General features: G+C 56.6%; 1 protein-coding gene. It reads right to left on the reverse strand.

Going from position 1 to position 212, the window contains the following annotated elements:
- The coding region (locus QP922_RS12995) for a transposase (protein ID WP_284809924.1) at window positions 1-212 on the reverse strand (212 nt) is incomplete at both ends.

Raw genomic sequence — 212 nt, forward strand, 5'->3', positions numbered from 1 at the left:
GCAAAATACTTCGCGGCCTTGCGCAGGATATCGCGTTCTTCGCGCAGCTTAGAGACTTCTTTTTCTAGCTGGCGGATTCGCTCAGAATCAGTGGTCGCCTGGGCGTTGTCACGCACGGTCTTCGTGCGGGCACGCTTGCCGGTGCCGTACTGCTTGATCCAGGAATAAAGTGAGGAGCGATTGACTCCAAGCTCTGCTGAAGCCGCGTGAAG

Origin of the sequence: Corynebacterium sp. MSK218 (assembly GCF_030232655.1) — a bacterium.
Lineage (GTDB): Bacteria > Actinomycetota > Actinomycetes > Mycobacteriales > Mycobacteriaceae > Corynebacterium.